Consider the following 22,415-nt stretch of genomic DNA (forward strand, 5'->3'; position numbering starts at 1 on the left):
ACCGGACCGGTCCACACACTGTTAATCCGCGCGGCGCAGCGTGTGTATGTAGGAGCGCGCTTGCGCGCGATGGGATCGCGATGCAGCCAGATCGCGCGCAAGCGCGCTCCTACATACCCGGCGATGTCTATAGGCGGCTCTTACAAAACGCTCAGCGCAGCCAGGCTGCCGCGAGTGCAATGCAGACCAGAGTGATCGCAGCAATCACGCCGGCGCGGCGCAGGTGGCGGTGCATCATCGGGTCGAGTCTCCGCGTGCGCTCATACGAGATTGAACCGCTCCGAGTACAGGCGGTCCGACGGCACGCCGCGTGCGACGAGTTCGGGTTCGACCGCGTTGGCCAGCGCGTCCGGGCCGCAGACATAGACCGGCAGCGCGGCGAGGTCGGCCGGCAACCGCCGGTCGATGAGGTCGCCATCGACATGCCCGGTCTCCCCGTCCCAGCCATCGGGCGCATCTTCGAGCACGTGGATCACGGTCAGCGGCAGTTCTTCTGCAAGCACGGTCAGCTCGTCGCGGTACAGCACCTCGTCCCACTCCGGATTACCGTAGACCAGCCACAGCGGCGCGGTCGCGCCGCGATCGCGCGCGGTGCGCAGCATGCTCATGATCGGGGTGATGCCGACACCGCCGGCAATGAAGATCGCGCCGTCCGGACACAGCGCCGGCTGGTAAACGAACTCGCCGTACGGTCCTTCGACGAAGGCCCGTGTGCCCGGCGACAACGTGCCCACGCGCTGGGTGAAATCACCGAGCGGCTTGATCGTGAATTCGAGCGTCGTGTCGTCGGCGCTGGAACTGATCGAGAACGGATGCTGCTGCAGTCGCCATGGCGTGTCGCCGATCGTGATCCACGCGTACTGGCCCGGGCGGAAGTCTAGCCCGTCGTGCCCAGCCGGCAGCAGGCGGAGCATGTGGCTGCCGTCGCGCGCGGTCTCGACCGACTGCACCGTCCACGGACGTCGCGCGAGGCGCCACGGGCGCAGCACGCGTTGTTCGAGCACGACGTAGATCGACGCGCCGACGGCCAGCAGCAGTCCAGCCTTTTTCCATAGTGGCGCGGTGTAGTGGTCGACCATCAACGCATGGCCCAGGCCGATTGCCACGACCATCAACGCGAGCGCGCCGTGCAGTGCCCGCCAGTGTTCGTACTGCAGGCCGAACGACAGTCGCCACAACGAGGTCATTGCCAGCCACGTCACCGCGAGCAGCGCGCCCCACAGCGGTGTTGCGCGCACCCAGTCCTCGCGTGGATCCAGATAGTCGAGGAGCCGCGCATCGCCGAGGAACATCGTCAGTGGATGCGCCAGCACCAGCGCCCAGCCGAGCAGGCCGGTCTGGCGATGGAACTGCAGCACGTCGTCTTGGCCGAGGCCCTTGGCGAACCAGCGCTGGCGGCCCGAAGTCAGCGCCTGCGCCGACAGCACGCCGAGTCCCAGCAGGCCGAGCATCGCGCCGGTTTCGACAATACGGTCGCGCACCGCGGGTGGATTGCCCGACAGCGCGATCGCCATCGGCAGCAAGGCCATCGCCATCCAAGCGAGCAGCCACAGCAGCAGACGCCGCCAGCGGGTGTTCATACTGCCGGTCCATCGGTCGCGCCGTGCTGCACGTTGCGCAGCAGTGCCACGACGAGGCACATGCCGACGACCAGGTACGGCAGTCCGCTCGGCACCCACATCAGCAGACCCGCGAGCTGCTGGTCGCGTAGCGCATCCAGGCCGGCCAGCAGCGCGCGGTCGGTGTAGGCCGGATACAGCAGCCGCGGCGAGAACGTCAGCATCGCGCCGAGAAACCCCATCAGCACCATCGCCGTGACCAGCGCGACGAACCCGCCGGCCGCGCCGCCGTCGCGCGTGCGCAGCCGATGCAGCACCGCACTCCAGAACCACAGGCCGGCCAGCAGCGCGCTCGCGAGCATCGCCCGGTGCAGTGATTCGCTGGCCAGCGTCGCCGCGGTCGCGGCCGGCAGATGCCACAGCCACATCGTCGTGACATGCACGAGCGTCGCCGCGCCGAGCTGGCGGTGTGCAAGCCTGACGGCGGGCGCGAAGACGCGGCCGAGCGTTGAAGCGACCGCCGAAGGCAGCGCGTGGGACGCCACCGCCCAGGGCCGCGCGATCAGCAGCAGTGGCGGTGCCCAGGCGAGCAGGGTCATGTGCTGGGCGACATGCGCCGACAGCGCATAGGCCGCGTACGTGTCCAGCGGCCAGACGAGGGCCAGGCCCAGCGCACTCATGCCGGCGGCGAAGGCGAGCGGCCCTCGCACGCCATGCGCGGGGCCGGAGGATGCTTCGCGCAGGCGGACCAGGCCGGCGAGGTACAGCCCCACTGCAGCTGACATGGGCAGCAGGGACCACACCGACAACGTCCATGCGTAGCCGAGCGGTGGCGGGGGGCCTTCCGGCATTGCCGCAGCGGCCGTCGATGCGGCCAGCAGGGACGCCAGGCCGGCGGTGATCTGGACCAGGGAAGCGACGCGCGACATGCAGCCGACCCTAGCAGCCGGGGGCTGGATATCGCGTCGAGGTGGCCAAGGCCCCACACGGATTTGATGCGTGCCCGCGTACGCTGCGCGATTCGACGATTCGTGGAGCGCCGGTGTACTTCTGGCTCAAGGTCCTGCACATCCTGGCGATGACGATCTGGTTCGCCGGCCTGTTCTTCCTGCCGCGCCTGTTCGTCGCGCGGCATCGTCGCGAGATCGATTCCGATCCCGCCTACTGGAACCCGGTCACCAACACCCTGTTCTTCCGGATCATGACCCCGGCCGCGCTGGTGACGATCACTCTGGGCGGCATCCTGATCGCCTGGAATCCGAGTGGCGCGTGGCTGGTGCTCAAGCTCGTCGTCGTCGCCGGCGCGGTGCTGCTGCATCTGTACATGGGCCTGCTGCTCTACGAACTGGGCCACGACCGCTGCCGGCATGGGCCGACGTTCTTCCGGGTGATCGGATGGATCCCGCTGGTGTTGCTGCTGCTGATCGCCGGGCTGACGGGAGCCAAGCCGCAGACGCTGGGCGATCTGCCGGCGCCGCCGTCGCGCAATGTGGATGTGGAGGATGTGGTGCCGGGGCTGGAGGATGGCGCCGCGAGGCCGTAGTGCTTTGCTCCGCCTTTGCTCCGCCTTGGCTCTGCTTTGCTTGTGATTCGCTCTGGTACTTCTTAAAACGGAAGGCGCTACACAGCTGCCTACCCGGAGGGCACCGCCCATGGATGGGCGGCGTTTTCCGACTGAGGCAGGATGCCGAGTCGGAAAATCGTGCGCACTTACAAGCCGCGGGCTTCGGACGTGTCGGGGAGACGTTTTTCTTTGGTTCCGTTTCTTTGACTCGCATCTTCGATGCTCCCCCTTCGGGTCGGCTGCGCCGTTCGCGCTGCGCGCGTGGGCGTCCACCAAAAGAAATGAACTCGGCCGCGTCAGCGGACGAAAGCGTGTGATCTTGGTCTTACGCCTGCGGCGAGCGGCAACGTCAAACGCTTCCACTCGCCTTGCGGCGAGCGGGTTCATTTCTTTTGCTGGCCCAAAAGAAACGGAACCAAAGAAAAGGGCCAGCCCCGACAAAGCTAATCCGGCGATTCACTCGTTCCGGGATTTTTCGACTCGCCATCCTGGCTCGGTCGAAAAACGCCGCACATCCATGTGCGGCGCCCGATGGGTCTGCGCACATGTGCGATTTCGTTACGCACTTCAAATGCGGAAAGCGAACGGCAGACGCAAACGCAAGCCCTACTCCGCCGGCGGCTTCTCCACCGCATCGCGCCCATTCTGCGCGTCGGTTTCCCCGTCCCCATACACACCCACGCCATGCCGGAAGCTCAGCGTGCCGCCGAGCCAGCCGGCCACGCCCACGAGTACCGCCATCGTCGCCGACGACAGCAGCCCCCACGGCCACACGGCTTCGGCGTGGCCGGGCAGGCGCAACCAGACGCCGAGTGCGGCCATCGCCAGCACCATCACCGCGACGATGAAGTGGTTCCAGGCCGAGACATGCCGGCGCACGACGCGGATCGACATCATGTCGATCGTGCCGACGATGCCGGCGAGCACGCCGAAGCCGAGCCCGCCGACGTTGAGCCAGAACGAAAGTTCTGCCCAGAACGGCGCCCCCAGCCACAGAAAGAGCACGTCGGTGATCACGACCATCGACAGGAAGGCGATGGGGAACGTCACCAGCATCGGGTGGATGGGGTGCTTGGCGATCGCCAGCACGCTCTCCACGGTGTGGCTCTGGGTGTCGGGAACCGGTTGTTTGAGATCGTCGCGCATGGATGTCTGGCGCCTCAGGCGCAGGTCGGGAGCATCGCCAGCGGCGAAGCGGTGAACACGACGCCGAGCGCGGACACCGCCGCGCCCAGAAGGGTCAGTGTCACCAGGAAAGAGCGTCGTTCGTGGTCGGCGCGGCCTGTCTCGTCACTGACCTGCAAGGCGCGACGGATATGCCAAGCACGCCGGGCTTCGAACGCGATCGCGGCGAGGATGACCGCAGTCAGCGCCCACAGCACCCACGTCATGAGTTCCAGCCCGCCCAGGCGCTCACGCCACAGCTGCTGCGCGCAGGCCAGGCCCTGCAGGCTGTAGAGGGCGACAAAGTGCAGCGCCCACAGGGCGTAGGGCACGCTCATGCGGGTCAGGGTCATACGCGCTGGCTGGTTCATACCCACCTCGGGAACAGGTGCAGCACCGCCCAGGTGACCACGCCGATGCCGACGGTGTAGCGCCAGAAGCCGGCGGCGATCCGTGACTCGAGGCTGCGGACCGCGTCGACGTAACCGTGATGGATACGCAGTGCGGCGAAGCCGCCGATCAGCAGTGCCACGCACACATGCACCGCGTGGAAACCCGCCAGCGTCCACGCCACCGACGCATAGGCATGCACCTGGGGCGCGCCGACCGCGGTCCACATCGCCGGCAGATGCACCGCGAGGAACGCGGCGCCGCCAACGAGCGCCACGCCCTGCCACATGATCGCCGTGCGCAGCCGGCCGGCCGCCAGCGCTGCAGGCCCGCGCCAGGCCGCGATCAGCGGCAGCGCCAGCAGGGAAAGCGCAGTCAGGGCCGGCGTCCACGCCATCACTGTCGCACCGCCCGCCGGCCAGGCCGGCGCGTTGAGCCATAGATAGAAATAGGCGAACGCCAGGGAGGCGAACAGCGAGCCGTCGATCAGCAACGTGCCGACCAGCGCCCACCAGCCCGGCGCATTGCGCGCCGATGCCTGTGTGGGCAGGCGCAGGCCCGGCGCGATTTCGATCTCGGTCGGCGCATGGCGGTCACCGGTGGTCCAGGCCCAGTGCAGGAACAGACCGAGCAGCGGGACCAGCATCAGGATCGACAGCCAGTACTGTGAACTGATGAAGCCGGCCAGCAGCACGGCGATCGTGGCCGCGGCCAGGATCGGCAGCCAGGTGGACGTGGAGATGCGGATCACCTGTTCCGGGCGGCCGGACTGGATGCCGGTGCCGAGCATTTCGCGGCGGTCGTCGTGTGCTTCGCCCAGCAGGCCATCGGTGCGCCGTGTGGCCTCGACCACCTCCGGGTTGTCCCACAGCGGATAGCGGCTCTCGATCTGCGGCACCGAAGCGAAGTTGTAGGTCGGCACCGGCGTCGGCACCGCCCATTCCAGCGTGCCGGCCTGCCACGGATTCTCGACGCCGCGGCGACCGAGCAGGAAACACAGCGCCACGTCGATCAGGATCGCGATCACACCGACCGCCATCACGAAGCCCGCCGCGGTCGACAGCAGGTTGAGCCAGTGCACGCCGAGTTCCATCGCATAGGTGTCCACGCGGCGCGGCATGCCGACCATGCCGGTCACGTGCATCGGCAGGAACGCGAGGTTGAAGCCGATGAACACCAGCCAGAACCCGCTGCGGCTCAGCGATTCGCTCGGCATGCGACCGCTGGCCAGCGGCAGCCAGTAATACAGGCCGGCGAACAGCGGGAACATCAGCCCGCCGATCAGCACGTAGTGCAGGTGGGCGACGACGAAATGGGTGTCGTGCACCTGCCAGTTGAACGGCACGAAGGCCAGCATCACGCCGGTGAGGCCGCCACAGACGAACACCACGAAGAAGCCGATGATGTAGAGCATCGGCACGCGCAGCCACGGCTTGCCGGCCCACAGTGTGGCCAGCCACGCGAAGATCTGGATGCCGGTCGGGATCGCCACCATCATGCTGGCGGCGCTGAAGAACGCCAGCGCGAGCAGCGGAATGCCGACCGCGAACATGTGGTGGACCCACAGCCCGAAACTGAGGAAGCCTGTCGCCACCAGCGCCAGCACGATCCAGGTGTAGCCGACGATCGGCCGACGCGCGAACGTCGACACCACCATCGACACCACGCCGGCGGCGGGCAGGAAGATGATGTAGACCTCGGGGTGGCCGAACAGCCAGAACAGGTGCTGCCACAGCAATGGATCGCCGCCGCGTGCGACCTCGAAGAATGCGAAGTCGAACGCGCGCTGGATCTCGAGCAGGATGCTGGCCAGGATCAGCGGCGGGAAGCCGAAGGCGATCATAAGGGCGGTGACCAGCATCGCCCAGACGAACAGCGGCATCCGCCGCAGGTCCATGCCCGGCGCGCGGGTGATCAGCACCGCGGTGATCATCTCCACCGACGCGACCACGGCCGCGATCTCGGCGAAGGTCACGCCGATCAGCCAGAAATCCGCGCCCTTGCCCGGGGAATAGGTCGAATCGCTCAGCGGCGTGTACATGAACCAGCCGGTGTCGGGCACGCTGCCGAAGATGAAACTCGAATACAGGAACAGGCCGCCGAACAGGTAGCACCAGTAGCCGAACGCCGACAGCCGCGGGAACGGCAGGTCGCGCGCGCCGATCATCTTCGGCACCAGATACATGCCGAAGCCGCCCATGATCGGCACCGCGAACAGGAACATCATCGTCGTGCCATGCATGGTCACGAACTGCGCGTAGCGCTGCGGATCCAGCACTTCCAGCCCCGGCCAGGCGAGTTGCAGGCGCATGAACATCGACAGCAGGCCACCGACCAGCAGGAAGGCGAAACCGGTGACGATGAAGCGCATCGACACCGTGGAGTGGTTGACCGCGGTCAGCTGGCCGACAATGCCCGGGCCGTTGGCCCACACACGTGTCAGTCGTGCGAGGCGGTCTGCATGGCGCAGGTGATCGCCGGGCGTGGGGATGGTGTGGTCGGGTGTTGCGGGGCTCACAGCACATCCTCCGAAGCACCATGGCGCGGCGGCGCGCGGCCGGCGGGCGCATGCGCAGATGGCGGTTCGTCCGCAGGCCGGGCGTCACGCTCGGCGAGCCAACCGGGCAGCGCTGCTGGATTGATCACGCGGACCGGAAACAGCATGCGTGCGTGTTCCAGCCCACAGAATTCCGCGCACTGGCCGCGCATCGGCGTGTCGCGGTCGGCGCGCAGCCGCAGCGTGTTGATACGGCCGGGAATCGCATCGACCTTGCCGCCCAGCCGCGGAATCCAGAAGCTGTGGATCACGTCTTCGCTGGTGATGCGGAACTCGATCATCTGCCCCAGCGGCATCGCCAGTTCGTCGATGCTCTCGCCGATCACCTGGTCGTTGCCGTCGCGGTAGCGGAAGTGCCATTGCCACTGGCGCGCGGTGACTTCGATCACCGCATCGGGTTCGCTGCCCACGCCGGTCACGCGCGCGCTGGTCAGCGTGCCGTAGATCAGTAGCGCCGCGACGACGACCAGCGGCAGTGCTACGCCGCCCCACAGGATCAGGCGCTCGGGACGTCGCGGCCCCGCGCCCGCATCGCGCCGGCGCAGGGTGTGCCACAGCAACAGGAGCACACCCACCCAGACCACGGTGAACAGGCCCGTCATCAACCAGCTTCCGCGGGCGATCTCGGCGGCGGCGGGACCCGCGGGATCGAGCATGGATTGCGGACCGGCGCAGGCGCTGAACAGCACCGCGAATGCGGCGGCAAGCAGGGCGCCGGAGCGTCGGCGATCTCGTATCGGCATGTCGATTGGTGCGGCCCCAGTGTCCATGTACACGGGCGGCCGGTCGGCGAGCCCTCGAAATACGCTACCGATGGACGCGGCCACATTCTGTGAATGCGCCGGCACGACGTGGGCCTCGCGCCGTGCTCACACAGCGCGGATCAGCGCGTCCGGCAGTCTCAGGGCCTGAGACGTTTGACAGGCACAGTAGGCGCGTGAATCTGACCGACAAGCTCGCGATCCTCGCCGACGCCGCCAAGTACGACGCCTCCTGCGCGTCGAGCGGCGCGAACAAGCGCGACTCGTCGAAGACCGGCGGAATCGGCAGTACCGAGGGTATGGGCATCTGCCATTCGTATACGCCCGACGGCCGTTGTGTGTCGTTGCTGAAGATCCTGCTCACGAACTTCTGCGTGTTCGACTGCGCGTACTGCGTCAACCGCGTTTCGAGCAACGTACGCCGCGCGCGCTTCACGCCTGAGGAGGTCGTGACGCTGACGCTGGATTTCTACAAGCGCAACTACATCGAAGGCCTGTTCCTCTCCAGCGGCATCATCCGCAGCGGCGATTACACGATGGAGCAGATGGTCGAAGTCGCGCGCAGCCTGCGCGAGGACCACCGCTTCGCCGGCTACATCCATCTCAAGACGATTCCCGACGCCGCGCCGGAACTGCTGGCCGCAGCCGGTCGCTATGCCGATCGCCTGAGCATCAACATCGAACTGCCCACCGAGGCCGGCATGTCGGCGCTGGCGCCGGAGAAGACCCACGCCGGCATCCACGGCGCGATGGGCGAACTCAAATGGCGTATCGACGAGGACAAGGACGCGCGTCGGGTGAAACGGCAGGGCGTCACCGTGCGCCGCGCCAAGGCCCCGCGGTTCGCGCCGGCGGGGCAGAGCACGCAAATGATCGTCGGCGCCGACGATGCCAATGACCGCAGCATCCTGGAAACCAGCAACCGCATGTACGGCACCTACCGGATGCGGCGGGTGTACTACTCGGCTTTCAGCCCGATTCCGGATGCGTCTAAAAACCTGCCGCTGCAGTCGCCGCCGCTGCTGCGCGAGCATCGCCTCTACCAGGCCGACTGGCTGCTGCGCTTCTACGGCTTCGACGTCGACGAGATCACGCCCGATGCGGCGAATGCGGAGGACGTGGACGCCGAAACGCCGGGCATGCTCGATCTCGACGTCGATCCCAAGCTGGCCTGGGCGCTGCGCAATCCGACACGCTTCCCCGTCGACATCAACCGCGCGCCGCGGGAGATGCTGCTGCGCGTACCGGGTCTGGGCACGCGCAACGTCGAGCGCATCATTTCCGCGCGCCCGCACGGCGCGCTGCGCCTCGACGATCTCGCCCGTCTGCGTGTGCCGCTGAAAAAGATCATGCCGTTCGTGATCACGCCGGGCCATCACCCACGCCAGCGCCTCGACGATCCCGCGCGCCTGCGCAGCGAACTCGCACCGCAGCCGCGGCAGGCGAGTCTGTTCTGATGACAGAGCGGCTTTGTGTAGGAGCGCGCTTGCGCGCGACGGAGCGTTCCTGGTGACGCCGCATCGCGCGCAAGCGCGCTCCTACACGTACGCGGTGCCGATGACGTGCCCGGCATGAATCGCCACACCGTCGACCCGCTGGTCGCCGCCCACGTCGACCCGCCTTGGGATCCAGCCGTCTGGCGCGCCGCCTCGCGTGCGGCGTTGCGCGCCGGTGTCGCACCAGAGCGCATCGACTGGAGTGGCGGCATTCAGGGCTCGCTGCTCGGTGGCAGCGATCTCGCCTTGTTGCCGGCGGAGCGTCCCGCGCCCCGCGTGCCGGCAGAATTCCTTGCCCTCGCCAACGCCGTGCTCTGCCACCGCGCGGAAGACCGCCACGGCCTGCTCTATCGCATGCTCTGGCGCATTGCCGAAGGCGAGCGCGCATTGCTGCAGCGCGCGTCCGATCCCGACGTGCACCGCGCCAACACAATGGCGCAGGCGGTGCGCCGCGACAGCCACAAGATGAAGGCCTTCGTGCGCTTCCGCGAGGTGCCTGGCGACGACGAGCACTACATCGCCTGGTTCGAGCCCGACCACCACATCGTCGACCGCGTGGCGCCGTTCTTCGCGCGCCGGTTTGCCGGCATGCGCTGGGCGATCGTGACCCCCTACCGCACGGCGATGTGGGACGGCGAGGCGCTCGCGTTCGCCGATGGTGGCGCACGCGCCGATGCGCCCACCGAAGACGCGCGCGAGGATCTCTGGCGCACCTATTACGCGAACATCTTCAATCCGGCGCGGCTCAACACCACGATGATGCGCAGCGAGATGCCGCAGAAATACTGGAAGCATCTGCCGGAAGCCGCGCTGCTGCCCGGACTCGTCCGCGACGCCGGCCTGCGCGTACGCGAGATGGCCGAGCGCGAGCATCAAGCGCCGCGTCGCCGCATTCCCGCAGCGCCGACGCCCGCGCCTGTGGTGGCCGGCACGCTTGAAGCGCTGCGCGACTCGGCGCGCGATTGCCGGCGGTGCCCGTTGTGGCAACCGTCGACGCAGACCGTGTTCGGCGAAGGACCTTCGACCGCGCGCACGATGATCGTCGGCGAGCAGCCGGGCGATGAGGAAGACCTGTCCGGACGCCCGTTCGTCGGCCCGGCGGGGCGCCTGTTCTCGCGCGCGCTGGATGAGCTCGGCATCGACCGCAACACGCTCTACCTGACCAATGCGGTCAAGCATTTCCGCTTCGAGCCGCGCGGCAAGCGTCGTCTGCACAAGCGGCCGGACGTGGCGCATATCGACGCCTGCAACGGCTGGTTGCGCGCGGAGATCGCGCAAGTGCAGCCCGAGCGCATCGTCTGTCTCGGCGCGAGCGCGGCGCGGGCGGTGCTGGGTCCCGGCGTGCGCCTGACCGAAGAACGCGGCATCTGGCGCACGCGCGAGGATGGCGTGCGTGCGTTCGCGACCGTGCATCCGTCATGGGTGCTGCGACAGGGCGAACCCGCTGCCCAGGACGCGGCCTACACGGGGTTCGTCGACGATCTGCGCCGGTTGGTCGAGACCTGACACGTTGTGTGCGCCGCGCGGCTGAACAGGGCGCGTCGGTGTTCACTTCTGCTTCGCGGCAGGCGACCAAGACTCGCCGCACACCCATGCGAGGAGTTTCCCCGATGAAGCAGTCGACTGCTGTCCGTGGCCTGGTTCTGGCCCTGTCCCTGGCTGCGGGCGCCGCCGTCGCGCAGGACGCGATGACCAGCACCCAGGTGCGCGCCGCGCTGACCGAAGGCGGGTACACCGAGATCACCGATGTCGAGTTCAAGGACGGCGTGTGGAAAGCCGACGTCAAGGACGCCAACGGCAGCAAGATCGATGTGCGTCTGGACCCGGCGACCGGCCGCATTTATCCGGAGAATGCCGGTGCGACCAGCCTCGGCGAAGCGGATATCCGCGCCAAGCTGACGGCGGCGGGCTATACCCGCATCGATGACGTCAAGTTCGATGACGGCATGTGGGAGGCCGAGGCCGACAACGCCCAGGGCGTGCGTATGGATCTCAAGCTCGATCCGGAGGACGGCCGCGTCGTCAGCGAATCGCGCGACTGATCTCTGCGCGCCTCGTGATATCGGAACGCCCGGCTTCGGCCGGGCGTTCTGCTGTCTGGATCCCGCAGGTGACGCCTCAGTCGCGTGCGTGGTCCGGAATCGGCACGTCGTGCGGCATCTCGTCGCGCACGCAGTTCGCCGCGTCCTTGGGCGCTTCGGCATTCGTGTCCACGCAGCGCGCGGCGATCATCGCCCAGCGCGAAACCGCATCTTCGCGCGCGGTCAGCGCATCGGTTTCGACCATCCAGCGCGCGATCCCGACCAGCTGTGCGCGTTCGTCGAGCGAGGACACCGCATCGATCGCCGCGGTGCTGACGATGAAGCTGTGGGCGAAGGCCGCGGTCGTGCGTTCGGTCGACGTGTCCGGCTCGGCGATGCCACCGGGCGCCTCCAGCAACGCATGCAGGCGGATCGCCTCGCGCGCCTTCAGATCGCCGGCCGACCCGATGCTCATGCGCAGCAGTACGGTGGCGCTCAGTGCGCCGATGAAGATGCCGATCATCAACACGAACACCGCGCCGACCAGCAGCGGGCCGCGCGGACGCGGGGCATCGATGTCGTCATGGGAATTCTGGTGCACGCGAACACTCCGTCGCCGACCGGTTGCCGGGGGCGGCATAGGCTAGCGCAGCGCGGACGCGATGCGGCGCCCGAGGGTGCGACCGATCAGCGCAGCCAGCCCGCCAGTTCCTCGCGGCTCAGGCGGCCGTCGCGGTTGCTGTCGATCGCGTTGAATTCCGCGTCGAGCGCCGGATGCGTCTTGGCTTCGGTGCGGCTGATGTAGCCGTCGCCGTCCACGTCGAGTGCGGCGAAGTCGACGCGGTACTGGTCGCCCAGCGCCGAACGCGGCTCGTAGGAGCGGACGATGATCTGCGGGCCGTCGTCGCGATCCATCGTGACCACGCCGGTCTGGCGGCCGGACTGCGACGACAGTTCGGGTTGCGCGTCGACCTGCTGCAGCGGCGAGGTCGTGACCTGGGCGAAGGCGGGCAGCGCCGCGGCGAGCGCGAGCAGGCCGGCAGCCGTGGATGTGCGGATCATGGAACCCCCTGTCATGTGTCTGAGGCCACAGGGTCGCAACGCGCCCCCGCACGACGCATGAACGCAGCGGCGCCGGCTTCAGCGCTGGCGCAGGCGCAGCAGGGCGGTCTGGATCGTCAGCACCACACCGATACCGAGCGCGACCCACGCGGAGGTCACCGCGCCCGTCAGTGGCCATTCGGTCTGCTTGAACCAGACCGCGAACAGGCCCCACAGCGCGATCGCCAGATAGGCGATGTTGCCGCGCATGCGCAGGTTGAGCACCAGCAGCACGACGGCCGAGATCGCCCACAGCGCGAGGCTCCAGCCGAGCATGCGGCTGGTCGACAGCAGCTCGTAGGCGACGATCGTCTGCGCGACGTTGAGGAACGCCGCCAGCGACAGCCAGCCGGCGTGGATCGACAGCGCCAGCCACGCCAGACGGTAGCGCCTCGCATTGCCCGCGGTCGACAGCTGCACCGCGCACCAGGCCAGCGCCATCAGCGCGCCGAAGATCACCACAACGCAGGCCCAGAACAGTCCAGCGGAGAACAGCGGCATCCAGATCGCGGTGAGGAAGAATCCGAGCGCGGTGGCGGGCGCGATGCGGCCCAGCAGCGGTTCGGTACGGCGTGCGCCTGTGGTCTGCCAGATCGCGTAGAGGAGATCGAGCAAGAAGATCAGTCCCCAGACCGAGAACGCATACCCAGCCGCGACGAGCAGGGTGGGATAGCGGTCGGAAATCGTGCCCTGGTCGGGACCGAACGCGCCGGTCTGCGACAGCCAGGCGATGACCGGCATCGCGATCGAACACAGCAGGACGAGCAGGCGCATGGCGGTGTTTTCCGGCGGGGAACCGGCGCGGATGCTCGCACCGGGGGCGTGAGGGTGTCGTGGGAGGTCCTCGCAAGCCCCTCTCCCGCTCGGGTCAGGAGGGACGCTTGCGAGCCACTGGCTCGCGTGTCTACGAACGCCCTCGCGCTGGCGCGAGGGCCGGGGTGAGGGCGCTTTGGGCGCGGCGCGATCAGCGTGCGCAAATCGAGCGCGCACCGCGTTGGTCAGCAGCGCGTCTGCAATCTTCAGGATCAAATCCGCCGAGACCTGCAAGCGATGCTTCGCCAACACGTGCCGCGAACGTCATTCCCTCACCCCACCACCTGCTTTGCAGGTGGTCCTCCCCTCTCCCAACGGGAGAGGGACGTCGGTGCTTTCCGCCGAAGGCGGAAAGAGATTTACATGCCGCTATGCCGCAACAGGGCCGCGATATCCGGATCGCGCCCGCGGAACGCGCGGAAGTTCTCGATCGCATCACGGCTGCCGCCGCGCGACAGCACTTCGTCGCGGAAGCGTCCGCCGGTCACCGACAGCTGATCGGTGGACTCCTCGAACGCCGCATACGCATCCGCGCTCAACACTTCGGCCCACTTGTAGCTGTAGTAGCCGGCCGCGTAACCGCCGGCGAAGATGTGGCTGAACTGGTTGGGGAAGCGGTGCCAGTCGGGGATGCGGGTCACCGCGACCTCGTCGCGTACGCGCGTAAGCAGGGCCTGCACGTCGTCCCGGCTGGCGTCGAAGTCCGAATGCAGCAGCATGTCGAACAGCGAGAACTCGATCTGCCGCAGCGTCTGCAGGCCGCTCTGGAAATTGCGCGCGGCCAGCATGCGGTCGAAGAGTTCGCGCGGCAGCGGCTCTCCGGTGTCGACATGCGCGGTCATCGCCTGCACGCGCTCCCATTCCCAGCAGAAGTTCTCCATGAACTGGCTGGGCAGTTCCACCGCGTCCCATTCCACGCCGTTGATGCCGGCGATCGGCAGCGAGTCCACCTGGGTCAGCAGTTGATGCAGGCCGTGGCCCATCTCGTGGAACAGCGTGGTGACTTCACCGTGGGTGAAGGTCGCCGGGCGGCCGCCGGTGCCGCGGCCGAAATTGCAGACCAGATAGACCACCGGCGTCTGCACACCGTCGGCGGTCGCGCGCCGGTTGCGGCAATCGTCCATCCAAGCCCCGCCGCGCTTGCCTTCGCGGGCGTAGAGATCGAGATAGAACTGGCCCACCAGCGTGCCGTCGGCATCGGTCAGGCGGTAGAAGCGCGCGTCTTCGTGCCAGACCGGCGCCTGGTCGCGTTCGACACGCAGCCCGTACAGCGACTGGATCACGTCGAACAGGCCGGCCAGCACGCGGTCTTCGGTGAAGTAGCGCTTCACCGTCTGCGCCGAGTAGTCATAGCGCGCCTGGCGCAGACGGTCGCTGGCGAACGACATGTCCCAGGGCTCGAGCGTGGGGATGCCGAGCTGCTCGCGTGCGAACGCTGCGAGTGCTTCGAGATCCTCTTCGGCATGCGGTCGGGCGCGCGCGGCGAGATCACGCAGGAAGGCCAGCACCGCGTCGGGGGCGGTGGCCATCTTGGTGGCCAGCGACAGCTCGGCGTAGTTCGCGTGGCCCAGCAGGCGCGCCTGCTCGTCGCGCAGCGTGAGGATGCGGCCGATCAGCGGTCCGTTATCGAGCGCTTCAGGGCCGGACTCCGACGCGCGCAGGCCGTAGGCACGATAGAAGCGCTCGCGCAACGCGCGGTTGGTCGCGTAGGTCTGGATCGGCAGATAGGACGGCATCTGCAGGGTGAGCTTCCAGCCCGGCCGCTCGTCGCGTTCGGCCGCCGCGCGTGCGGCCGCCAGGGTTTCTTCGGGCAGCCCGTCGAGTTCGGCCAGGTCCTCCACGTACACCGCGAACGCGTCCGTCGCATCCAGCACGTGCTCGGAAAACTCGGACGACAGCTTCGCCAGTGCCTGCTGGATCTCCGAAAACCGCGCGCGCTCGGCATCTGCCAGCGCGGCGCCGCCAAGCCGGAAATCGCGCAACGCATGGGCGAGCACGCGGCGCTGCAGCACATCCAGCCCCAGTGCGTCGGCCTGGTCGGACAGCGCCTGGTAGGCGGTGAACAACGCCTGGTCCTGCCCCAGCGCGCTGAAGAACCCCGTCACCTTGGGCAGCGCGGTGTTGTAGGCCTCACGCATCGCCGGCGTGTTGACCACGGCATTGAGATGGCCCACCTGGTTCCAGGCGCGGCCCAGGCGCTGGGTCGCGTCTTCCAGTGGTGCGATCACGTTGTCCCAGGTGACCGGCTGCGCCCGGCCGGCCAGGGCCAGTGCTGTTTCGGCTTCGACGACGAGCGCGTCGATCGCGGGCTGCACGTGGGCCGGCTCGATCTCATCGAAGCGCGGCAGGCCGGATTGATCCAGCAGCGGGTTGTCCATCGAACGATCCATCAGCATGCGAAGGGGGCCGATTCTAGGCGGGGGGCTGCATGGCCGGTGTCGATGCGCCACGCCGCCGCTTCGGCGCTATCGTGGCGGCCTCGCTCCGGCGCCGCGCCGTTCCGCAATGCATTCGATCGAAGTCGTCCTGGTAATGCTGCTGGCCGTGGTGGCGGGCGGTTACCTGACCCGCGTGATGCCGCGTTGGCTGCCGCTGCCATTGCCCCTGGTGCAGATCGCGCTGGGCGCGACGATCGCCGGTGTGTTCGGCCGCGGCGTGACCCTTGATCCGCACCTGTTCTTCGTGCTGTTCCTGCCGCCGCTGCTGTTCCTCGACGGCTGGCGCATTCCCAAGAGCGGCCTGTTCCGCGACCGCGGGCTGATCCTGCAACTGGCGCTGGGGCTGGTGGTGTTCACGGTGATCGGCGCGGGCCTGCTGATCCACTGGATGATCCCGGTGATGCCGCTGGCGGTCGCGTTCGCGCTGGCGGCGATCCTGTCGCCGACAGATCCGGTCGCGGTGTCGTCGATCGCCGCACGCGCGCCGATTCCCAAGCGCGTGATGCACATCCTGGAAGGCGAATCGTTGCTCAACGACGCGTCCGGTCTGGTGTGTTTCCGCTTCGCCGTCGCCGCGGCGCTGACCGGCACGTTCTCGCTGATGTCGGCCTCGCTGACCTTCCTGTGGCTGGCGCTGGCGGGCGTCGCGGTCGGCGCGCTGCTGACGATCGGCGTCAACCGCGGCCACGCGCTGGTCTCGCGCGTGTTCGGCGAGGAGGCCGGCACGCCGATCCTGATCAGCCTGCTGACCCCGTTCGGCGCCTATCTGCTGGCCGAGCAGATCGGCGCCTCGGGCATCCTCGCCGCAGTCGCGGCCGGCGTGACGATGAGCTACGTCGAACTCAGCGGTCGCGCGCTGGCGACCACGCGCGTGCAGCGCGCCGCGGTCTGGGACACGGTGCAGTTCTCGCTCAACGGCATCATCTTCGTGCTGCTGGGCGAGCAGTTGCCGTGGATCGTCGAGCGCGCGGTGCAATCGGTGCGCGAGGCCGGGCATGTCGATCCGTGGTGGCTGGCGGTGTTCGTCTTCGTGATCTACGGCGGCCTGTTCGCGCTGCGCTTCGCCTGGGTCTGGGTGTCGCTGAGGATCGGGCTGTATCGCAGCGGACGCCACGACACCCGACCGCGCATCCGACTGGTCGCGGCGATGTCGCTGGCCGGCGTGCGCGGCGCGATCACCCTGGCCGGCGTACTGACCCTGCCGCTGTTGCTCGACGACGGCACGCCGTTCCCGACCCGGGATCTGGCGATCTTCCTCGCCGCCGCGGTGATCATCCTGTCGCTGCTGCTGGGCAGCTTCGTGCTGCCGCGCCTGCTGCGCGGATTGGAAGTGCCCGAGGAAGACGAGGATGACCGCGAGCTCGATCGGGCCCGCCACGAAGCGGCGGTCGCGGCGGTGGCCGCGGTCGAACGCGCCCAGCACGCCCTGCCGGCGGCACAGGCCAATCCCGACCTCTACGCCAGTGCCGCGGTCCGGGTGATGGCGCTATACGAGGAGCGGCTGCGCCGTGACGGCGCGCTGGGCGTGGACGCCGCCGAACTGCGCCGCGCCGACGAGGCCGAGCGCGCGCTGCGCCTGGCCGGCGTGCACGCCGAGCGCGAACGCATCTATGCGCTCGCACGGCACCGCGAAATCTCCGACGAGGTCGCCCGCAAGCTGGTGCGTGATCTGGATCTGATGGAAGCGCGGTATCGCTAGGTCGAGCCCGCACGTGTACCGGGGCGGGTTGGGTGGTGGCGAACCGTCAGATAGGAGCGTGCGCGGGCGCTGTCCTGCTTGAATCAGATGTTTCGGCGGTCCTGTGGTGCGCCCCCATCCAACCTTCCCCCGCATGCGGGGACAGGCTTCAAAGCACACTCAACCCGGCTGCCAGTCGAACGCCAAGGTCTCGTCGCGCGCGAAGCGCTGCAGATGGTTCTCGATGACCTGCTGGTAGCGCTCGCTGTCGTCGGCCGTGGGCTGGGTCAGCACGATCCGCAGCGTGTCGTCCTCGACAAAGAAGTCGGCGCCGTTTTCTTCGCCCTGGAAGGGGATGAACGCGTGACCGCCTTCGTCGTCGCGGGTGATCTCGAACTTGTGCCGCCAGTGATTGCACAGCGTGCGCAGCAGGCGCGGGGCGTCGTTGGACGTGGTGGTCGCGGTGGTGGTGATCGACATGGGGGGACTCCTGCGGGCGGCGCGTCGCCGCGCTCGCGAGCATAGGCGCGCGGCCGCGCGTCGTGAACCCCGGCGCGCCGACGCAGTGTTGCAAGCGGAATGCCGCACACTGGGCGACCCGTTTTCACGCAGGTGATCCATGGCCGATTCCGCCGCGCCGCGCGCGTTCCCCTGGCCGGTCGTGCTGTTCGATCTAGACGGCACCCTGGTCGACAGCGCGTCCGACATTGCCGAGGCAGTTAACCGCCTGCTGGCCGAGCTCGGCCATGCGCAGGTCGACGAAGCCACGGTACGCAGCTGGATCGGCGACGGCGCCCGCCAGCTGATCACCTCGGCGCTGCAGCACGCCGGCGAGACGCAGACGGTTGATGCGGTGATGCCGCGCTTCCTGCGGCATTACGAAGACTGCCTGCTGCTCGATCCGCAGGTGTATCCCGGGGTGCAATCGACGCTGCAGGCGCTGCAGGCCGCGGGTGTACACATGGCGGTGTGCACCAACAAGCCCGCGCAGTTCGTGCCGCCGCTGCTCGAGGCGCTGGGCATCGACGGCTATTTCGACGCGGCGCTCGGCGCCGGCGACCTGCCCGAGCGCAAGCCGCATCCGCTGCCGCTGCTGCATCTGGCCGAAGGCTTCGGCGTCGACATCGCACAGTGCCTGATGGTTGGCGATTCGGTCGCCGATGCCGGCGCGGCGATCGCGGCCGGCGCCCCGCTGGTGCTGGTCGCCTACGGCTATCGGCGCGATTTCGATCTGCATGGCTGCGGTGCGCGTGCGGTGATCGATCGGTTCGACCAGCTGCTCGAACTGCGCTGACGGCGCCGACCCCCGGATCCCTGTAGGAGCGCGCTCGCGCGCGATGGCCGGTTGCGTGATCGTCGCATCGCGCGCAAGCGCGCTCCTACAAAAAGCACCTGCCGCAATCGCGGCGGGTGTCAAAGCCCCAGCCGCGCCCGCACCTCGGCTGCGATCCGCGCGGTTTCGCGCAAAGGCGTGACGTCGAACGCAGGCACCGCGTCCTCGAATTGCCGGGCGCGTCCATCGGCGAACAGTCCATCGACAAAGCGCTGCGGCGCGCCCTCGAGTGGCCCGGGCGCGAACACGAACACCGGCGCGTGCGTCGCGCAGGCCTCGGAGAGCATGTTGACCGAGTCCGACGAGCACACGATGCGGTCGGCCCAGCCGAGCATCCCGGCATACGGATTCGCGCCGTCGCGCTGCTCCGCCCACACGCAGCCGGCATGTCCCGCATAGCGCGCACGCAACGCATCACGCACGCCTGGCGATGTTCGCCGCGAACCGGTCAGCAGCAGGCTGCCGCCCTCGCGCGCGACGATCGCGTCGAGCCGATCGGCGAGCGCGTTGAACGCGGCGACGTCGAAACGCCCGTGCCGCGAATCGCCGCCGAGCAGCACCGCGATGCGCGGGCCGGGCAGGGCGCCGAGCGCCGGATGCGCCTCGCGCGCGCTCGCCAGCCACACGTCGTCGACCGGGTGCAGGCTGCCGCGTGCGACCAGCACGTTGTCACCACGCAGGGCGTCGTGTTCGGGGACGACGACGAGATCCCAGTGCCGCGGATCGATGCGCGGATCGAGGATCTGCACCGTGCGTGCGCCGCGTCGACCGGCCAGCCGGGTCGCGAGCGCCGCCTGTCGGCCGCAGCCGATGGCGATGTCCGGGGCCGTGTCGAGCCGCGCGGCGTAGGCGTCGCCGAAGGCCTGGCCTGCGCCGGGCAGACGCCGCGGCGCGGCCCATCGCCACGGCGCGCGGGGCTCCAGATGCAGCACTTCGGTGTTCGATGACAACGCGGCCGCCAGCGCTTCGGCCTGGCGCGCGTTGCCGGCGCGCCCATCGCTGAGCGCCCAGATCCGTCCGCAATCCCGTTCTTCGCCTGGTCGACGTTCCACGTATGTGATCATCCGTTCTGCGCCGTCCCACGCGCCGCGCCGCCGCAGGACTCTACACTGCGGCCCTGCCTGGCCCCATCCGATCCGAGGTTGCCCGATGACCGATGTTCTGCCCGATGCCGCGCTCGACCAGCTGTTCCGCACCGCCCGCACCTACAACGGCTTCAGCGGCGAGATCAGCGACGACACGTTGCGCCAGCTCTACGATCTGCTGAAGTTCGCGCCGACGTCGGCCAATTCGTCGCCCGCGCGTTTCGTGTTCGTGAAATCGGCGCAGGGCAAGGCGAAGCTCGGTGCAGCGTTGAGCGAAGGCAACTATGAGAAGACGATGTCGGCGCCGGTCACCGTGATCGTGGCCCACGACGAGGACTTCCACGAGAAGCTGCCGTTCCTGTTCCCGCACACCGATGCCAAGAGCTGGTTCGACGGCCCGCGCGAGAACCGCGAAGTGCCGGCGTTCCGCAACGGCAGCCTGCAGGGCGCGTATCTGATCATGGCCGCACGTGCGCTGGGTCTCGATACCGGTGCGATGTCGGGCTTCGACAACGCCAAGGTGGACGAGGCGTTCTTCGCCGGCACCGCGATCAAGTCGAACTTTCTGATCAATCTCGGCACCGGCGATGCGTCGACGATCTTCCCGCGTTCGCCGCGCCTGCCGTTCGACGAAGCCGCGCGCATCGTCTGAAGGTTTTCCACTGCGCGGTCCTTCCGACTGCGCGGCCTCCACCCACCTGTTCGAGGATCCGCCATGCGTACCGCCCACCTGCTGCTCCCGCTTGCCGCCGCCCTTGCCCTCGCCGCCTGCGCCCAGCAGGACCCGGCGCCGGCGGATACGACCGCGGCCGCTGCATCCACGCCCGCGCAGCCGGCGTCGGAAGCGATGGCCGAAACCGCGCCGACCGCCGAGGCCATTGCCGGTGTGTCGGGCACCTACGTGCTCGACCCCAAGCACACCGACGTGATCGCGCAATGGAACCACTTCGGTTTCTCCAACCCGATCGCGCATTTCGGCGACGTCTCCGGCCAGATCGTCTACGACGCCGAGAACGTCGGCGCCTCGTCGGTCGAAGTCACCCTGCCGCTGTCGGGCCTGAACTCGCACGTCGGTGATTTCGACGAGCACCTGCGCAGCGCCGATTTCTTCGACGCCGCCAAGTTTCCGAATGCCACGTTCAAGAGCACCGCGGTCGAAAGCGCCGGCACCAACAAGCTCAAGGTCACCGGCGACCTGACCATCAAGGACATCACCAAGCCGGTGGTGCTCGACGTCACCATCAACAAGTTCGGCGAACAGCCGATGGCCAAGCGCGCCGCCGCGGGCTTCGATGCCGTGGCCCAGCTCAAGCGCAGCGATTTCGGCGTCGGCATGGCCGCGCCCAACGTGAGCGACGAGGTCGAGCTGCGTATCACCACGGAAGCCATCGTCGCCGAGGGCGATGCGCCGGCCGCGCCTGCCGCGCAGTAAGATTCCGCGTCACGACGCCGGCGCCCGGGTCTCCCGGCGCCGGCGTTTTCGTTTCCGCGTTCCGGATCTGCCCTCATGAAAGTCCATCGTTCCGCCGACCAGCGCGGCCGCAACATGCACGGCACGCGCACGCGCCTGTGCACGTTCTCCAGCGGCGATTTCCACGATCCCGACTGGCTGGGCTTCGGGGCGCTGCGCCAGCTCAACGAAGAACAGCTGCCGCCCGGCGCGACCGTGCCGGCGCAGCGCGTGGCGAACATGGAGCTGCTGACGCTGGTGCTCGACGGCACGCTGATGCGCGATGGCGTCCCGTTCGACGCCGGCGCACTGGTGTGGACCGGTGCCGGCCATGGCAGTGACACGCCGGTCGAAACCGCGGGTGCCGAGGGTGCGCGCGTGCTGCGCATCGCGATCCAGCCGGACCGCGTCAATCTGCCGCCCGCCACCGGCGTTACGCGGGTTGCCAGCGAGGCGGGATGGACGCTGCTGGCCGCGCCCGACGGCGCTGAAAACAGTCTGCCGATCCGCCAGCAGGCCTGGCTGCGGCATGCGCGACTGGCGCCGGGTGCGCGCCTGGATCTTGCACTCGATGCAGGCCAGCGCCACTGGCTGCAGGTCCTGCACGGCGGCGTGGCCGTCGACGGTCAGCTGCTGGCGGCCGGCGATGCGCTGGGCTGGCACTCTGATGCAATCGCCACCGCTCTGGTCGCCGCATCCGGTGGCGCCGTCTTGCTGCTGATCACCCTACCGGGCTGAGCCCGCCTGCACGGCCGCGCGTTAGAATGGCGGCCTCCACGCCGATGAAACCCGCCGTCATGACCGCAGCCCCGACGCAAGCCAACGCCGCCCAGCGCTACGAAGTGCGCCGCGCCGACCTGCCGCTGAGCTGCCCACTGCCGTCGATGGCGCTGTGGAACTCGCATCCGCGCGTCTATCTGCCGATCGAAGCCGAGAACGGCGAGTCCGACTGCCCGTACTGCGGCGCGCACTTCGTTCTCGTCGACTGACCACGGCGCGCTGCGC

General features: G+C 68.4%; 22 protein-coding genes. 10 read left to right on the forward strand and 12 right to left on the reverse strand.

Features of this window, described 5'->3' with window-relative positions:
* Positions 1-260: 260 nt before the first annotated feature.
* Entirely contained in the window at positions 261-1,580 is a 1,320-nt protein-coding gene (locus J2W68_RS11650) for a ferredoxin reductase family protein (protein WP_310236065.1), read from the reverse strand.
* Complete coding sequence (locus tag J2W68_RS11655) at positions 1,577-2,488, reverse strand: cytochrome c oxidase assembly protein (RefSeq protein ID WP_310236067.1); 912 nt, start codon at positions 2,486-2,488, stop codon at positions 1,577-1,579. Before J2W68_RS11655 ends, J2W68_RS11650 begins: the two co-directional genes overlap by 4 nt.
* 113 nt (positions 2,489-2,601) lie before the next feature.
* Between J2W68_RS11655 and J2W68_RS11660 the strand changes: the two genes are divergently transcribed.
* A complete protein-coding gene (locus tag J2W68_RS11660) occupies positions 2,602-3,102 on the forward strand; it encodes a CopD family protein (RefSeq protein WP_310236069.1) in 501 nt (166 codons plus the stop codon).
* A 627-nt stretch (positions 3,103-3,729) separates the two neighbouring features.
* Here J2W68_RS11660 and J2W68_RS11665 read toward each other — a convergent pair.
* From J2W68_RS11665 to J2W68_RS11680, 4 genes are read right to left on the reverse strand one after another with little or no spacing between them, the layout of a single operon-like run.
* Complete coding sequence (locus J2W68_RS11665; RefSeq protein WP_310236072.1) at positions 3,730-4,269, reverse strand: DUF2231 domain-containing protein; 540 nt, start codon at positions 4,267-4,269, stop codon at positions 3,730-3,732.
* Positions 4,270-4,283: 14 nt separating this feature from the next.
* Positions 4,284-4,640: a hypothetical protein gene (locus tag J2W68_RS11670; protein ID WP_310236075.1), complete on the reverse strand. Its 357-nt coding sequence runs from the start codon at positions 4,638-4,640 to the stop codon at positions 4,284-4,286.
* A 14-nt stretch (positions 4,641-4,654) separates the two neighbouring features.
* Positions 4,655-7,195 (reverse strand): cytochrome c oxidase subunit I, encoded by a 2,541-nt coding sequence (gene ctaD, locus J2W68_RS11675; RefSeq protein ID WP_310236078.1) that lies wholly within the window; start codon positions 7,193-7,195, stop codon positions 4,655-4,657.
* The gene (locus tag J2W68_RS11680) at positions 7,192-7,977 is read right to left on the reverse strand and encodes a cytochrome c oxidase subunit II (protein ID WP_310236079.1); all 786 of its coding nucleotides are present in this window, start codon (positions 7,975-7,977) and stop codon (positions 7,192-7,194) included. Before J2W68_RS11680 ends, ctaD begins: the two co-directional genes overlap by 4 nt.
* A 194-nt stretch (positions 7,978-8,171) precedes the next feature.
* Here J2W68_RS11680 and J2W68_RS11685 point away from each other — a divergent pair, with 194 nt between their 5' ends.
* From J2W68_RS11685 to J2W68_RS11695, 3 genes are all read left to right on the forward strand, one after another.
* Positions 8,172-9,452 (forward strand): putative DNA modification/repair radical SAM protein, encoded by a 1,281-nt coding sequence (locus J2W68_RS11685; RefSeq protein ID WP_310236083.1) that lies wholly within the window; start codon positions 8,172-8,174, stop codon positions 9,450-9,452.
* A gap of 138 nt (positions 9,453-9,590) precedes the next feature.
* The gene (locus tag J2W68_RS11690; RefSeq protein WP_310236304.1) at positions 9,591-10,997 is read left to right on the forward strand and encodes a UdgX family uracil-DNA binding protein; all 1,407 of its coding nucleotides are present in this window, start codon (positions 9,591-9,593) and stop codon (positions 10,995-10,997) included.
* Positions 10,998-11,101: 104 nt separating this feature from the next.
* A complete protein-coding gene (locus J2W68_RS11695; RefSeq protein ID WP_310236085.1) occupies positions 11,102-11,533 on the forward strand; it encodes a PepSY domain-containing protein in 432 nt (143 codons plus the stop codon).
* Between the two features lie 76 nt (positions 11,534-11,609).
* On the opposite strand, the gene J2W68_RS11700 is transcribed toward J2W68_RS11695, so the two are convergent.
* From J2W68_RS11700 to J2W68_RS11715, 4 genes are all read right to left on the reverse strand, one after another.
* Positions 11,610-12,113, reverse strand: a complete 504-nt coding sequence (locus J2W68_RS11700) for a hypothetical protein (protein WP_310236087.1) — start codon at positions 12,111-12,113, stop codon at positions 11,610-11,612.
* Between the two features lie 86 nt (positions 12,114-12,199).
* Positions 12,200-12,574 carry an EF-hand domain-containing protein gene (locus J2W68_RS11705; RefSeq protein WP_310236090.1) on the reverse strand — a complete coding sequence of 125 codons (375 nt, stop codon included), beginning with the start codon at positions 12,572-12,574 and terminating at the stop codon, positions 12,200-12,202.
* Between the two features lie 78 nt (positions 12,575-12,652).
* On the reverse strand, positions 12,653-13,387 hold the full coding sequence (locus tag J2W68_RS11710; RefSeq protein ID WP_310236092.1) for a hypothetical protein: 735 nt from the start codon (positions 13,385-13,387) through the stop codon (positions 12,653-12,655).
* 398 nt (positions 13,388-13,785) lie between these two features.
* Positions 13,786-15,804: a M3 family metallopeptidase gene (locus tag J2W68_RS11715; protein WP_310236095.1), complete on the reverse strand. Its 2,019-nt coding sequence runs from the start codon at positions 15,802-15,804 to the stop codon at positions 13,786-13,788.
* Positions 15,805-15,931: 127 nt separating this feature from the next.
* On the opposite strand from J2W68_RS11715, the gene J2W68_RS11720 reads away from it, so the two are divergent.
* The gene (locus tag J2W68_RS11720) at positions 15,932-17,563 is read left to right on the forward strand and encodes a Na+/H+ antiporter (protein ID WP_310236097.1); all 1,632 of its coding nucleotides are present in this window, start codon (positions 15,932-15,934) and stop codon (positions 17,561-17,563) included.
* Between the two features lie 159 nt (positions 17,564-17,722).
* On the opposite strand, the gene J2W68_RS11725 is transcribed toward J2W68_RS11720, so the two are convergent.
* Entirely contained in the window at positions 17,723-18,022 is a 300-nt protein-coding gene (locus J2W68_RS11725) for a DUF2218 domain-containing protein (protein ID WP_310153078.1), read from the reverse strand.
* Positions 18,023-18,161: 139 nt separating this feature from the next.
* On the opposite strand from J2W68_RS11725, the gene gph reads away from it, so the two are divergent.
* Positions 18,162-18,836: a phosphoglycolate phosphatase gene (gene gph / locus J2W68_RS11730; protein ID WP_310236100.1), complete on the forward strand. Its 675-nt coding sequence runs from the start codon at positions 18,162-18,164 to the stop codon at positions 18,834-18,836.
* A 119-nt stretch (positions 18,837-18,955) separates the two neighbouring features.
* On the opposite strand, the gene J2W68_RS11735 is transcribed toward gph, so the two are convergent.
* Positions 18,956-19,927, reverse strand: a complete 972-nt coding sequence (locus tag J2W68_RS11735) for a mitochondrial fission ELM1 family protein (protein ID WP_310236103.1) — start codon at positions 19,925-19,927, stop codon at positions 18,956-18,958.
* A gap of 97 nt (positions 19,928-20,024) precedes the next feature.
* Between J2W68_RS11735 and J2W68_RS11740 the strand changes: the two genes are divergently transcribed.
* From J2W68_RS11740 to J2W68_RS11755, 4 genes are all read left to right on the forward strand, one after another.
* Positions 20,025-20,612 (forward strand): malonic semialdehyde reductase, encoded by a 588-nt coding sequence (locus tag J2W68_RS11740; RefSeq protein ID WP_310236106.1) that lies wholly within the window; start codon positions 20,025-20,027, stop codon positions 20,610-20,612.
* A gap of 63 nt (positions 20,613-20,675) precedes the next feature.
* The gene (locus J2W68_RS11745; protein ID WP_310236107.1) at positions 20,676-21,392 is read left to right on the forward strand and encodes a YceI family protein; all 717 of its coding nucleotides are present in this window, start codon (positions 20,676-20,678) and stop codon (positions 21,390-21,392) included.
* A gap of 75 nt (positions 21,393-21,467) precedes the next feature.
* Positions 21,468-22,148: a hypothetical protein gene (locus J2W68_RS11750; protein WP_310236108.1), complete on the forward strand. Its 681-nt coding sequence runs from the start codon at positions 21,468-21,470 to the stop codon at positions 22,146-22,148.
* Positions 22,149-22,207: 59 nt separating this feature from the next.
* Positions 22,208-22,399 (forward strand): zinc-finger domain-containing protein, encoded by a 192-nt coding sequence (locus J2W68_RS11755; protein WP_159682038.1) that lies wholly within the window; start codon positions 22,208-22,210, stop codon positions 22,397-22,399.
* Positions 22,400-22,415: the final 16 nt, after the last annotated feature.

The organism is Luteimonas terrae, from assembly GCF_031457535.1.
GTDB lineage: Bacteria > Pseudomonadota > Gammaproteobacteria > Xanthomonadales > Xanthomonadaceae > Luteimonas > Luteimonas terrae_A.